Raw genomic sequence first — 13,100 nt, 5'->3', positions numbered from 1 at the left:
GCCTATCCGAGCGCTTCGGCCAGCCGATCGGTGACGTCGATCAACCACGCCTCGTCCCCGTGCCTCCGGCCCCACAGCGTCGACTTGACCGCCCGCACCTGCGCCCACCGCCGGGCCCGTTCGCGGTCGAGTTCGGCGGCGTCACAAAAGATCTCGAGCCCACGCAGCAGCTGCGGCACCGCGTCGGGCGCGAACAGCAGGTGGGCGAAACGGAGGCTGCGGATGACGGTGAACGTGTCGTAGGCGGGGTCGCCGACGTAGCCCTTCGGGTCGATCGCCAAGAACGGTTCACGTTCGCCGAGCAGCACATTCCCGTCGTGCAGGTCACCGTGGACGAGCGTGCCGGGCTGATCCGGGCCGAGGTCGCGCAGGGTGTCGAGGGCGGCGTCGACTATCCGCGGCGGCAGCGGGTTGCCGAATTCGGCGGCGATCTCGGTCATTTCGCCGGCCCATTCCGCGGTGAGGTCGGCCAGCAGCGGCAGTCCGGCGGGCGCGTCGACCGCGAGCCGCCGCGACACCTGCCCGAGTGCCGACACCGCGGTGTCGAAATCCTCGATCTCGGCGAGGGTTCCGCGGGCGCGCTCCAGCAGCATCGCGAACCGCTCGTCGTCGCGTTCGAACAGCCGCACCGCCCCGCGCCCCGACCAGGCGGCGAACGCATGGGGCTCGAACACATTGCCCGGATGCGGAAACGACACCTTCAGCACCGCGGGCGGCAGATCCGTGCGCCGCACCGGCACCACGAGCCCCACCCGCCCGTGCATCACCGGCCCGTCCGGCATACACGACCAGCGGTCCAGCAGTTCGTCGACCAGCGCCGGTAGCGAGGCGATCCACCGCTGCCCCGGTTCTCCTTCCCTGCCGACGGTCTCACGCACGAAGTCCTCCGGGATCGCGATCACGTCCCGACTCTAGAGATGCCGCGGCACTACCCGCACCCGATGAACCGCCGCCGATGACAAGACCGACTGGGGCAGGCGCTGGGCATCGCCGAGTGTCCCCCGCGGTCTAGGACCGGGTGCGCTGAGCGCCGGTCGCGAACTTCGCTCGATAGCGGCTCGGGGAGATGCCGACGTCCTGGGTGAAGACCGAGCGGAAGGTGACCGGTGAGCCGAAGCCGGCCTGCGAGGCGATCCGGTCGACCGTGAAATCGGTGGTCTCGAGCAGTTCCCTGGCCACCGCGAGGCGCTCGGCCGCGACCCAGCGCATGGGGGTGGTGCCGATATCGCGGTCGAAGCGCCGCGCGAGCGTGCGCGGTGACATGTTCGCGGCGCGGCTGAGGTCGGCGAGGGTGATCGAGCGCCGCAGCTGCCCGCGCAGCCAGGTGCGCAGCTCGTCGAGCCAGGCGGCGGCCTCGTCGAGCGGTTCGGCGTGCACGTACTGGGCCTGGTCGCCGTCGCGGTGCGCGGCGATGACGAGGTTGCGGGCGATGGTGTTGGCCGCGCGCTCGCCGTGATCCCGGCGGATCAGGTGCAGGCACAGATCCAGTCCGGCGGCCGACCCCGCGCTGGTGAATATGCCGTCGTCTTCGAGGTAGATGGCGCGTGCGTCGACCTCGACGGCCGGGTACATCCGTTGTAGCAGCGCTGCGTGCCGCCAGTGCGTGGTGGCCCGGCGGCCATCGAGCAACCCGGCCGCGGCGAGGGCGAAGGTCCCGGTGCACAGTGCGGCGATGCGGGCACCGCGCTCGGCGGCGGCGCGCAGGTGCCGCACCAGCGGCGCACCGACGGAGCGGCCCGGTGGCACGGCGGGAACCAGTACGGTGTCCGCGGTCGACAGCGCGCTCAGCGGACGTTGCGGGTGCAGGCGCGCGCCGGTGTGGGTGCGGACGCCGCGCATATCGCCGCAGAGCGTCACCTCATACAGCGGCGGTGCGCCCGGATCCCAGTCGTATCCAAGGGCTTCCAGCGGCATGCCGATCTCGAACAACGTCATTCCGTCGACGAGCGGGACCGCGATGGAGGGCCTGCGCGGGGTGTCGGCCTGATCGTTCATAGTGGCAAAATCCCATCACTTTGTGTCGATTCTGCCACTCGCGGCGCCGGGCGGGCAGTGCGATCGTCGAGTCATGTCCACTCTCACGCCATCCACGCAGTCCTCCAGGCCGCTGCGCCGCGCACGAGACCGGAGCCGCCGAGCCGGCCGGGCGCTGCGCAGTACCGTCCGCCAGATCGCCGGCGGCGTGGACGCGTTCTCACGGGTGCGTCACGGCCTGCCCGTGCCGCCCGGCCACCCCGCCCGCGCCGACCGAGCCGCCACCGAGCGAGCTACACCTGGTTGAGCGCGCCCGATCCGGTTATCCCGGCGGTATGAGACGCGGAGCAACCCTTGCGGCCCTCGCGGCCCTGCTACTGACAGCGGGATGCGGCACAGACGCACCGGGAGAATCGAGTTCGCATGCGGCCGGCAGCGAAGCGCGCACCGGCGACATCACCCTGCGCAACGTCCACATCGTGCCCGCGGTGGTGCCCGGCCAGTGCGTCATCCAGGCCGACGCACCGGCGATGCTGGCGTTCGCGGCGGTCAACAACAGCCCGGCCGACGCCGATCGCCTGGTCTCCATCGACACCCCGGCCGCCGAATCGGTCCGTATCCAGGCCACCCCCGAGCAGCTGACCCTGCGTCCGGAAACCATGCTGACCGCGGGTCAGCCGGTCGAGCAGGTGCGTCCGCCGTCGGCGCCCGACGAACCGATCCGGGTGATGCTGATGGATCCGGCCGATGCCGTGCGGCCCGGTAAGCATGTCGAGATGACGTTCACCTTCGACCGGTCGGGTGCGGTCACTTTCGCCGTCCCGATCGACTCCTGCCCGACGCAGCTCTCGGAGTAGACGTAGCGATCAGCTCTCGGCGCCGCCCAGGATGCCGAGGACCTGATCGGATAGGTAGAACGGTTCCAGCCGCTCGCGGATCAGCCCCGCGAGCACCCCGTTCTTCTTGGCCGCCTCGATCACCGCGGGGCCGTAGCGCAGGATCTCGGTGCTGATGTCGTCGGGGGTGAGGCCGAGTTCGGGGAGCATGGCGGCCAGGGTGTAGTCGCCGTACTTGGTGAAGAAGACCTGCACGCATTCGTCGACGAGCAGGCCGAAGTACTCCTTCTCCCTGGTGGTCACCGCGATCTCGTAGCAGATGAGCACGAGCTCGCGCAGATCCTTCTGGGTGAGGTAGTCGCGGAGGCCACTCACCGGCTCATCGGCGTGCAGGTCCCAGAACTCCATCGCCGCACCGTGCACCGGGGCATCGCGCAGCATTTCGCGGATCGCGTTGTTGGTGCGGCGCAGCGCGAACAGCGCGCCCTTGCCCGCCATATCGCCGATGAAGGTGTTGTCGGCGGCGACCTTCTTGGCCCGGTTGGCCGCCGACTGCCCCAGCGACATCAGCGAGGAGACGCCGGGGATCTTCTCGGCGCGTTCCCGGTTGGCCTGCATGAAGTCGTTGATCAGTTTGTCGACGAACTTCGAGGCAACCGTGGCCACCAGCGGGCTCTCGGTGAGCCGGTCCAGGATGCGTTCCTGGGCCTGGTGCATGGCGAAGATCTTCTCCAGCAGCGCCTCCACCGGCTCCCGCTCGACGACCTGGCCGAGGGTGTAGTCGTGGCTGCCGGAGATGTTGTCGTAGATGGCGTCGGCGAAGACGCCGACCATATCGGCGATCACCGGACTGCCGCCGATGAGATCGATGACGGTGGCGACGGTGGCCTCGGCCTGTTCGATCGACACCACGTCCCGGAAGACGATGGTGTCGGCCACCTCGAGCACCGCCGCCACATCGCGGGCGACGACTTCGCTGAATCGGTCGCCGCTCACCTCGGCGAGCAGGAATTCCACCTGAGCGTCGAGCAGCCGTTCGGCGATATCGCGCGGCTCGGTCATCTGGTCCACCCATTCGTTGTCCGGCGCCGGCCAGACCACGGATCGGTTTACTCGTCGTCGTTGTCGCGCAACGATTTCCGGATCTGCTCCAGGCGCTCACGCGCGGCCTCTTCGCGCGCCTGCCACTGTTCGTCGGCGCTGCGGCCCGCGGGGGTCTGCCGATCGAGCTCACTCATCCCCTGCGCAGTGCCGTAGCGCTGCTCGACTTTATCCCGAACTGACTCGAAAGTAGGTACGCCGCCGGAGGAATATCCGGCGGTCGCCACACCGCCCAGCGAACCCGGTACCGGCGGTACCGCCGAAACGTCTCCGACCTGGTCGGATACCGGAGCCACCGGAGCCGACTCATAGTCAGCGCCTATCACAGTGGGAGGAGACACATCGGGATGAGGGTGGGTATGACCGGTTTCGGCGGGCATGTTCACCGCGGCCTCATGCACCGGAGCGAGCGCCGCCCGGCCCGCCGTGGCGATACGGATGACGGCCAGCAGATCGGCATCGGACAGCTCGGCCAATCGCGCGGAGATCTCGGTGAACTCGCTCATACCCACAGGCTACGCAGGTCGGCGCCGATCGCCGGGCCTTCGAGGCCGGTGCAGCCGGTCAGGTCGGGCACACCGTGCGGGCCCAGCGCCCGATGGTGTCGATCCAGTGCCCGGCGGCCAGCGCGATGATGTCGTTGTGGCCCGCGCCGGGGTAGATCACCAGCTCCTTCGGTTCGGGGGCCGCCTCGTACAGCATCCGCGCGTGCCGCAGCGGCAGCAGTTCGTCGCGGTCGCCGTGCATGGTCAGCAGCGGCGCGCGCAGTTCCGGGATGCGGCGCAGGCTCGGGTAGGCGTCCGGGATGAACGGCGGCGGCAGGAACGGGTACACCGCCCTGGCCGCGTCTCGCAGTCCGGTGAAGGTGGACATGAGGATCAGTCCGGCGGGCGGGTGGGCGAGCGCCAGCTCGAGCATGACCGCCCCGCCCAGCGATTCCCCGAGGTAGAGCACTCGCTCGGGGTCCACGCCCGGCTGGTCGAGCAGGATGGTGCGCGCGGCCCGCGCGTCGAGTGCGGTACCGCGTTCGCTCGGGCGCCCGGTGCTGTGGCCGTAGCCGCGATAGTCGAAGGCCAGCACGTCGAAGCCGGCGTCGGCCAGCAGCGCGTACATGGGTACCCGGTCCCCGATATTGCCGCCGTTGCCGTGGGCGAACAGCACATGCCCGATCGAGCGCGGCGCGCGCACCCACCAGCCGTGCAGGGTCTGGCCGTCGGCGGTGGGGATGGACAGTTCGGCGTAATCCAGCTCGAGCAGGGCCGGGGTCTGTTCGATGCGCCGCGGTTGCGGCTGGAAGGCCAGCGCGTTGAGGACGGGGGTTGCCGGGTGTCGCATGTTCTCGTTCCTACCGCATCCGCAGCCGGTCCTCAGTACGCCGGGCACATCGAGACCGATCTGACCTGCCCGCACCGAAGAGCGCAACGGCCCGGCTGCCGATCGACGGCAGGCCGGGCCGTGGACACGATGGCGTTATCCGCGCAGGACCGCGCCGACCGCCTCCGACGCCGCCGATACCGCCGCATCGCGCGCGGCGCTGGCCTCGTCCTCGGTCAGGGTGCGGTCCGGGGCGCGGAACCGCAGTGCGTAGGTGAGCGATTTGCGGCCCTCACCGGCCTGCGCGCCCTCGTAGACGTCGAACAGCGTGATGTCTTCGAGCAGTTCGCCGCCGCCGCTGCGCAGCGCGGACTCCACCCTGGCAGCCGGTACGGCCTTCTCCACGCTCACCGAAACGTCTTGCAGCACTGCGGGGAACGGCGAAACCACCGGCACCGGACGAGCCTCACGCAACGGCAGTGCGTCCAGGTTCAGCTCGAACGCGCAGGTGCGCGGCGGCAACCCGGAACGCTCCAGCACCGCCGGGTGCAGTTCACCGGCATGCCCGACGACCACGCCCTCGACCACCAGTTCGGCGCAGCGGCCCGGATGCCACGGCAGATAGGCCCCGGCCCGGCGTTCGATGACCACGCCCGCCGCATCGGCGACCGCGTCGGCCAGCGCGAAGGCATCGGCGGCCTCGGCCGGGCGGCCCTCACCCCACGGTCCGCGCGGCTCCCGGCGTCCGCTCAGCACGGCGGCGACGTGCACCGGCTGGTCGGGCAGCGAGGCCAGCAGTTCGGCGACCTCGTCGTCGGTCGGGCGCCGGTCCACCGGCAGCGGGTCGACCGGGCGGGTATCCGGCCCGGGCAGCACGACCTGCGCGATGCCGTAGATGGCCAGATCCTTCGCACCGCGCGAGATATTGCGTCCGGCGACCTCGAGCAGGCCGGGCAGCAGCGTGGTGGCCAGTTCGGGCCGCTCGACGTCGAGCGGGTTGAGCACCGTGGTCGTGGTGCGGCGCGGATCGTCGGCGTCCAGGCCCCAGGTGTCGAACACCCCGGCGGGCAGGAACACCGGCGGCGGCACCTCGACCGCCCCGGCGAAGGCCAGTGCGCGGCTCACCGCGCGACGCCGCCGCTGGGTCGGGGTCAGGCCACGACCGGCCGGCGCGGCGGGCAGCACCGACGGGATCTGCTCGAGACCCTCCAGCCGCAGCACCTCCTCCACCAGGTCGGCGGGCTGGGCCAGGTCGGGCCGCCAGCTCGGCGGGGTGACCACGAGCTGGCCGTGGCCGGTCTCGGGCACGTCGACCTCGACGGTGCAGCCGATCTGCGCCAGCCGCCGCGCGGAGGTGCCGGTCGGGTAGGTCACGCCTGCCACCCGGTCGGCCAGATCGATGTCCATGTGGATCGGCTCGGTCGCCGGCAGCGGCACCCGGATGTCGGTGAGCGCGGATTCGATGGTGCCGCCGGCGATCTCGGCGAGCAGTGTGGCGGCGCGGTCGAGCGCGGCGACGTTGATCTCCGGATCGACCACCCGCTCGTAGCGCTTGCTCGCCTCGGAGACCAGCTTGTGCCTGCGCGCAGTGCGGTAGACGAGCAGCGGATTCCAGGTCGCGGCCTCGAGCACGATATCGGTGGACTCGGCCGACACCTCGGTGCTGGCACCGCCCATCACACCGGCCAGCGAGATGACGCCGGAATCGTCGGCGATCACCACATCCTCGGCATCGAGGGTGCGCTCGGTGTCGTCGAGGGTGCGCAGCGTCTCCCCCGCGTGCGCGGGCCGCACCACCAGGCCACCGGTCAGCTTGGCGGCGTCGAAAGCATGCAGCGGCTGGCCCAGTTCCAGCATCACGTAGTTGGTGACGTCGACCGCGGGCGAGATCGGCCGCACCCCCGACAGCAGCAGCCGCCGCTGCAACCACCACGGGCTCACCGCGTTCGGGTCGATCCCGGTGACCCGGCGCACCGCGAAACGGGTGCACTTGGACTCCGGTTCCAGCCGCACCGGCCAGGCGTCGGCCTCGTCGTCGGGCAGCGTGCGCACCGCCGGATCGGCGTATTCCAGGTCGAAACCGCAGGCCAGCTCGCGGGCCAGGCCGCGCACCGAGAAGCAGTAGCCGCGGTCGGGGGTGATGTTGAGCTCGATGACGGTGTCGTCGAGACCGAGCAGCTCGTTGGCGTCGGCGCCGGGCTCGGCGGTACCGGGCTCGAACACCAGGATGCCCGAATGGTCCTTGCCGATACCGAGTTCGGCGACCGAGCAGATCATGCCGTTGGAGACGTGACCGTAGGTCTTGCGCGAGGAGATGGCGAAACCGCCGGGCAGCACACCACCGGGCAGCACCACGACCACCAGATCGCCGACGGCGAAATTGCGGGCGCCGCAGACGATTTCCTGCGGTTCCGGATTGCCGACGTCGACTTTGCAGAACCGGATCGGCTTCTTGAACTCGGTCAGTTCGGTGATCTCCAGGACGCGGCCGACCACCAGCGGCTTGTCGATCTCACCGCCGACCCGCTGCAGGGTGTCGACCTCCTCGACCTCGAGGCCGACGCGGACGAATCCGGCGTCGAGTTCCTCGGGCGTCACCGACCACTCGGGGGCGGTGCGCGCGATGATGTCGGTCAGCCAGGACTGCGCTACTCGCACTTGACGTTTCGCTCTCTCGATCGAAGGTGGTCAGGACCGGATACCGAAGGGCAGCGTGAACCGCACGTCGCCCTCGACGATGTCGCGCATATCCGGAATGCCGTTGCGGAACTGGAGGGTTCGCTCCAGGCCCATGCCGAACGCGAAACCGCTGTACTCCTCGGGATCGATCCCGCTGGCGATGAGCACCTTGGGGTTGACCATGCCGCAGCCGCCCCATTCGACCCAGCCCGCGCCGCCCTTCTTGTCCGGGAACCACACGTCGACCTCGGCGGAGGGCTCGGTGAAGGGGAAGTAGTTGGGGCGCATACGGGTCCGCGTCTCGGGGCCGAACAGGGCGCGGGCGAACGCGTCGAGCGTGCCGCGCAGATGCGCCATGGTCAGGCCCTTGTCCACGGCCAGTCCTTCGACCTGCGAGAAGACCGGGGTGTGGGTGGCGTCGAGCTCATCGGTGCGGAAGGTGCGGCCCGGGCACACGACATAGATCGGCAGCTCGCGTTCCAGCATCGAGCGCACCTGCACCGGCGAGGTGTGGGTGCGCAGCACCTGCCGCGACCCCTCGGGCGCGATGTGGAAGGTGTCCTGCATGGTGCGCGCGGGATGGTCGGGCAGGAAGTTGAGCGCGTCGAAGTTGAAGTGCTCGGTCTCCACCTCCGGCCCCTCGGCGACCTCCCAGCCCATCGCGACGAACACGTCGGCGATCTGCTCGGAGATGACGGTGATCGGATGCCGCGCGCCGACCGGCTGCCTGCGCGCGGGCAGGGTGACGTCGATGCTCTCGGCGACCAGCACCGCGGCGTCGCGTTCGGCCAGCAGCGCCGCGCGCCGCGCCTCGTAGGCCTCCGAGACCCGGGTGCGGGCCACATTGACGCGCTTGCCCGCATCGGCCTTCTCGGTCTTCGGCAGTGTGCCGAGGGCACGCTGGGCCAGCGCAATGGGCGACTTGCCGCCGATGTGCTCGGTCTTGGCGACCGCGAGCGCATCCAGATCGGCGGCCGCCGCGAACGCCTTCTCGGCCGCCGCCGCGGCCGCGGCCAATGCCTCCTCGGTCAGCGAGGCGTTCTGCTCGACTGCGCTGTTGTCGTCGCCCACGATCGTTCGTCTCTCCCCTGGGGATCGGTTCTCCGGGTGCGGACCATTCCTTACCCACATTGCTGCTGGTCGAATCGTATGCGATGCGGATCGGGGGATTCATCCGGATTACCCGGTGCCGGGCGCGGGTGCTGTGGTAGCGGCGACGCAGCGCTGGTCGACGCGCCGACTCGGCAGCCCGGGCGGTGTGGCGGCCTGTGCGACAGGCACACCGCTGCCCGGTGGCCGTCGTGGGCCACCGGGCATGTCGGGTCGGAGGTCAGGCGACGCCGACGGGCATTTCGCCGTTCGCGGCCGGCGAGGAAGCTCCGGCCGACCGCGCGTCCCGGATTGCGGCCTTCCGGCCGGTCGCTTCGGCAACTCCCGCCGGTTCGATCCGGCTGGGCAACAGCAGCGCGACGAACGCACCGACCGCGACGATGGCGGCGCCCACCCAAACCGCCGCGATCAGGCCGTCGACGTAGCTCTGCGGGTCGAGGTAGGACCCGTGGGAGGCGAACACCGACGCCAGCACCGCGACGCCCATCGCGACGCCGACCTCGCGGACGGTGTTGTTGGTGCCCGAGGCGATCGCGCGGTCCTCCGGGTCGGCGGCGGCCATCACCACGGTGGCGCTGGGGGCGAAGGTCAGGCCCATGCCGAGGCCGCCGAGCAGGAACGGCCCGACGAAGGCGCTGTAGCTCGCGTCGACGCTGATGACGGTGGCCATCCAGGCCAGCGCCACCGCCAGCGAGGCCTGTCCGGCGGCCAGCAGCTGCCGTGCGCCGACCCGGTCGACGATCAGCCCGGCGATAGGCGCAACGACCATCGGGGCCATCGTCCACGGCAGGGTGCGGATGCCCGCAGCCAGCGGGTCGAGCCCCTGCACCACCTGGAAATACTGCGCCAGCAGGAAGATCGACCCGAAGACGCCGACCGAGAAGGTGAAGCCCGTCGTATTGCTTACTCGGAAGGCCCGCGATCGGAACAGCCGCAACGGCAGCATCGGATCCGGTGTGCGCAATTCCCAGGCGATCAGGCAGCCGAGCAGGACCGCGCCGCCGAGCAGCGCGGCGAGCACGCCCAAGGAGGTCCAGCCGTCCTCGTCGCCGTGGATCACGCCCCACACCACCGCGAGCACGCCGGCCGAGGCCAGCACCAGCCCGAGCGGGTCGAGACGGCGCGCACCGCCGCGCGATTCGTCCAGGATCCGGGCCGCGAACGGCAGGGCCAGCAGGCCGATCGGCACATTGATCCAGAAGATCCACTGCCAGCTCAGTCCGTCGACGACGGCGCCGCCGACCACCGGACCCAGCGCCACGCCGAGGCCGGTGATCCCGCCCCAGATGCCGATCGCGGCGCTGCGCATCTTCTCCGGCACCGCCGCCGACAGCAGCGTCAGCGACAGCGGCATCACCGCGGCCGCCCCGAAGCCCTGCACGGCGCGGGCGGCGATCAGCTGCCAGGGCTCGGCGGCCACGGCGCAGGCCGCGGACGCGAGGGTGAACAGCGCGATGCCGGCCAGGAAGATACGCCTGCGCCCGAGCCGGTCACCGACTGCGGAGGCAGTGAGCAGCAGCGATGCGAAGGCCAGCGTGTAGGCGTTGACGAACCATTGCAGGTCGGCGAGCGAGGCGCCGAGTTCGGCCCGGATCACCGGTAGTGCGTTGGTGACGACGAGGTTGTCCAGCGTGACCATGAAGGTCGGGATGCCGACCGCGGCGAGCACCGCGGCCAACGGACGACTGCCCTGCTTGCCGATGCCGGGCGACGGTGGCGCTGCGGGCGCCGTGGTGAGTATTTCGGTCATGTCCAGCCCTTGTTGTAATCGACTGATAACTAATATCCAGAAGAGTATGCATCGACTGATAACATGTCAATCGGTAGGGGCGCCCGAGACGAACAGGAGCACTGTGACGGCCAAGACGCGGATGAGCGCAACCGAGCGCGGCGAGCAAGTGCTCACGGCGGCGGTCCAGGCGTTCGCCGAAACCGGTTATGCGGCAACGAAAACCGATGACATCGCCCGGCGGGCCGGGGTCTCGCAGCCATATGTGATCCGGTTGTTCGGCACCAAGCAGCAGCTGTTCCTTGCGGCGCTGAACCGGGTGTGCGACCGGATCGAGACGGTGTTCCGCGACGCGGCGGCGACCGATCCGAATCCCACCGCGGCGACACTGGGCCGCGGCTACAGCACGTTTCTCGCCGAACGCGAACTGCTCCAGCTGCTCCTGCACGGCTTCGCCGCCAGTGCCGACCCGGTGATCGGCGAGCAGACCAGGACGCGCTTCGGGCAGATCTATGATCTGGCGCGGGAGCTGACCGGTGCGTCGACCACCGAGGTCCGCCGGTTCATGGCCACCGGCATGCTCCTGACAGTGATGACGTCGATGCAGGTGGCGGGGCCGAATGCGGTGCCTGCGCCGTGGGCGGCCGAGATTCTGGAGGATCTGGGGACGTTCGGTGACTGAGGGCGCGCCGGACGCCTTTGCCCGCCGCGGACAGTCACAGAACTGCGGGTCGGCACGTCATTGCTGCCGGTAACGCACCCGGGAGTTCGCGTAGAGGCAGATCGAGGCGGCGGTGGCCAGATTCAGGCTTTCCGCGCGCCCGCGGATGGGAATGCGCACGCGGTGGTCGGCGCGGGCGGCGACCACCGGATCGAGGCCGTGGGCTTCGTTGCCGAACAGCCACGCGACCGGTCCGGTGAACAGCTCGTCGGCCTCGTCGAGTTCGACCTCACCGTTCGCGGCGGTCGCCAGGATGGTGATCCCGGCGGCGGCGATGTCATCGAGGGTGGCGCCCACATCCCGGCTGCGCGCGATCGGCACATGGAACAGGCTGCCCGCCGCGGCACGCACGCATTTGCCGTTGTGTGGGTCCACGGAATCACCGGCGAGGAGCACCCCGTCACCGCCGACGGCGTCGACCACGCGAATGAGGGTGCCCGCGTTCCCCGGGTCGGCCATTTCGACCGGAACGGCCAGCATGCGCGGCTCGGCGGCCAGGATCGCGGCCGGTTCGACATCGAGCGTCTCGCACACCGCCACCAGCCCCGGCGGCGTCACCGTCTCCCCCAGCGCCTGCGCGGCGCGATCGCTCACCAGCGTGGTCCGCACCCCCTGGGCGGCGGCGCCCGCGATGAGTTCGTGCTCGCGGGTGGCAGCGGCAGCCGAGTAGAACAGCTCCCGTACCCGCCCGGTCTCCAGGGCCGCGGTCACCGAATTGGCGCCTTCGGCCAGGAACAGGCCGGTCTTGCGGCGCTGCGCCGCGCGATGGAGCTTGACCGCGGACACGATCCGCGGGTTGCGCACGTCGATCCCGTCAGCGGTCATGGCCGCCCGCCGGGATCCGAGAGCACAGAACGACCCGTGGGTTGCGCTCGGTGAGCGCGTCCACGGGTCGTTCCGGAAGAGGTCCGCGAGTCACGGCACCCGGCTCAGGCGGCCGGGGCGTTGACGTCCTGCGGCAGCGCGGCCTTGGCGATGGCGACCAGGCCGGCGAAGGCTTCGGCGTCGGAGACGGCCAGCTCGGCGAGGTTCTTACGGTCGACCTCGACACCGGCGGCCTTCAGGCCCTGGATGAAGCGGTTGTAGGTGATGTCGTTGAGCCGCGCGGCGGCGTTGATGCGGGCGATCCACAGCTTGCGGAAGTCACCCTTGCGCGCCCGGCGGTCCCGGTAGGCGTAGGTGAGCGAGTGCAGCTGCTGTTCCTTGGCCTTGCGGTACAGCCGCGAGCGCTGGCCGCGGTAGCCCTTGGAGGCTTCGAGGATGGAACGGCGCTTCTTCTGAGCGTTGACGGCCCTTTTGACGCGTGCCACTGGTCAGTCCTGTTCGATCGGGGGGCGCGTGCGGGCGCCCGGGTGTTGTCGGATTGGTCGGCGTCCGTGATCGGAACGCGCGAGCGTGCCTGTGCGGCGGTATCAGATACCGAGCAGCTTCTTCACGCGAGCGACGTCGGCGGGCGCGACGACCTCCTTGCCGTCCAGACGACGAGTACGGCGCGTGGGCTTGTGCTCGAGCAAGTGACGACGGTTCGCCTGCTGACGCAGCAGCTTGCCCTTGCCGGACACCTTGAATCGCTTCGAGGCGCCGCTGTGGCTCTTCATCTTCGGCATGGATTCCTCAATCTGTCTCGTGCCCGTGG

Annotated in this window: 13 protein-coding genes; 2 read left to right on the top strand and 11 right to left on the bottom strand. The window is 70.1% G+C overall.

Features of this window, described 5'->3' with window-relative positions:
- Window positions 1-2: 2 nt before the first annotated feature.
- Entirely contained in the window at window positions 3-902 is a 900-nt protein-coding gene (locus FEK34_RS06315; RefSeq protein ID WP_138446864.1) for an aminoglycoside phosphotransferase family protein, read from the bottom strand.
- Window positions 903-1,008: 106 nt separating this feature from the next.
- Window positions 1,009-1,995, bottom strand: a complete 987-nt coding sequence (locus FEK34_RS06310; protein ID WP_138446863.1) for a GlxA family transcriptional regulator — start codon at window positions 1,993-1,995, stop codon at window positions 1,009-1,011.
- 314 nt (window positions 1,996-2,309) lie between these two features.
- Here FEK34_RS06310 and FEK34_RS06305 point away from each other — a divergent pair, with 314 nt between their 5' ends.
- On the top strand, window positions 2,310-2,831 hold the full coding sequence (locus tag FEK34_RS06305) for a copper chaperone PCu(A)C (protein ID WP_138446862.1): 522 nt from the start codon (window positions 2,310-2,312) through the stop codon (window positions 2,829-2,831).
- Window positions 2,832-2,840: 9 nt separating this feature from the next.
- Here the strand turns inward: FEK34_RS06305 and FEK34_RS06300 are convergent, their stop codons facing one another.
- From FEK34_RS06300 to FEK34_RS06275, 6 genes are all read right to left on the bottom strand, one after another.
- Window positions 2,841-3,872, bottom strand: a complete 1,032-nt coding sequence (locus tag FEK34_RS06300) for a hypothetical protein (protein WP_138446861.1) — start codon at window positions 3,870-3,872, stop codon at window positions 2,841-2,843.
- 47 nt (window positions 3,873-3,919) lie between these two features.
- Window positions 3,920-4,417, bottom strand: a complete 498-nt coding sequence (locus FEK34_RS06295; protein ID WP_138446860.1) for a PspA/IM30 family protein — start codon at window positions 4,415-4,417, stop codon at window positions 3,920-3,922.
- Between the two features lie 58 nt (window positions 4,418-4,475).
- Entirely contained in the window at window positions 4,476-5,246 is a 771-nt protein-coding gene (locus FEK34_RS06290; protein WP_138446859.1) for an alpha/beta hydrolase, read from the bottom strand.
- Window positions 5,247-5,381: 135 nt separating this feature from the next.
- Entirely contained in the window at window positions 5,382-7,883 is a 2,502-nt protein-coding gene (pheT, locus tag FEK34_RS06285) for a phenylalanine--tRNA ligase subunit beta (RefSeq protein ID WP_138446858.1), read from the bottom strand.
- 30 nt (window positions 7,884-7,913) lie between these two features.
- Window positions 7,914-8,975 (bottom strand): phenylalanine--tRNA ligase subunit alpha, encoded by a 1,062-nt coding sequence (gene pheS, locus FEK34_RS06280; RefSeq protein WP_138446857.1) that lies wholly within the window; start codon window positions 8,973-8,975, stop codon window positions 7,914-7,916.
- A gap of 259 nt (window positions 8,976-9,234) precedes the next feature.
- A complete protein-coding gene (locus FEK34_RS06275) occupies window positions 9,235-10,764 on the bottom strand; it encodes an MFS transporter (RefSeq protein ID WP_138446856.1) in 1,530 nt (509 codons plus the stop codon).
- A gap of 103 nt (window positions 10,765-10,867) precedes the next feature.
- On the opposite strand from FEK34_RS06275, the gene FEK34_RS06270 reads away from it, so the two are divergent.
- Entirely contained in the window at window positions 10,868-11,425 is a 558-nt protein-coding gene (locus FEK34_RS06270; RefSeq protein WP_249358813.1) for a TetR/AcrR family transcriptional regulator, read from the top strand.
- Window positions 11,426-11,482: 57 nt separating this feature from the next.
- On the opposite strand, the gene FEK34_RS06265 is transcribed toward FEK34_RS06270, so the two are convergent.
- The 3 genes from FEK34_RS06265 to rpmI all read right to left on the bottom strand — a co-directional run bounded on the left by FEK34_RS06265 (window position 11,483) and on the right by rpmI (window position 13,071).
- Window positions 11,483-12,289: a TrmH family RNA methyltransferase gene (locus tag FEK34_RS06265; RefSeq protein ID WP_138446855.1), complete on the bottom strand. Its 807-nt coding sequence runs from the start codon at window positions 12,287-12,289 to the stop codon at window positions 11,483-11,485.
- 104 nt (window positions 12,290-12,393) lie between these two features.
- On the bottom strand, window positions 12,394-12,774 hold the full coding sequence (gene rplT / locus FEK34_RS06260) for a 50S ribosomal protein L20 (protein ID WP_011208447.1): 381 nt from the start codon (window positions 12,772-12,774) through the stop codon (window positions 12,394-12,396).
- 102 nt (window positions 12,775-12,876) lie between these two features.
- Window positions 12,877-13,071 (bottom strand): 50S ribosomal protein L35, encoded by a 195-nt coding sequence (gene rpmI, locus FEK34_RS06255; protein ID WP_014350368.1) that lies wholly within the window; start codon window positions 13,069-13,071, stop codon window positions 12,877-12,879.
- Between the last annotated feature and the right edge of the window lie 29 nt (window positions 13,072-13,100).

Origin of the sequence: Nocardia cyriacigeorgica (assembly GCF_005863245.1) — a bacterium.
Lineage (GTDB): Bacteria > Actinomycetota > Actinomycetes > Mycobacteriales > Mycobacteriaceae > Nocardia > Nocardia cyriacigeorgica_C.
This window is presented reverse-complemented; position numbering and strand designations above follow the sequence as displayed.